The sequence below is a fragment of the Gilvimarinus sp. 1_MG-2023 genome (assembly GCF_030548285.1).
Map to the genome: position 1 here is coordinate 1 of NZ_JAUOSC010001523.1, position 244 is coordinate 244.

The following is a 244-nucleotide window of genomic DNA, read 5'->3' on the forward strand; positions in this document are numbered from 1 at the left end:
GTACTGGCTGACCCGGCAGCGTGACCAATGCCAGCGCCACCAGACGATTGACCGGTTCTTGCGTGGTGCTCGAATGCGCCTCCTCAACCGCCAGCACCCGCTGGTGAAGCTCATCCCACACCAGGTCGCCATAGCGGCAGCCCGGCTGCACAAACAACCGCTGCGGAACCGGCACAGCCTGCAAATCCCCGGTCAGCGTAACCAGGTACAAGCCCTGATCGGTTTCATTCACAAAGATCAGCCC

General features: G+C 61.9%; 1 protein-coding gene. It reads right to left on the bottom strand.

All coding sequences use genetic code 11. The features are described 5' to 3' along the window. The coding region (locus tag Q4563_RS21920; RefSeq protein WP_303606042.1) for a hypothetical protein at positions 1-232 on the bottom strand (232 nt) is incomplete at its 3' end. Positions 233-244: the final 12 nt, after the last annotated feature.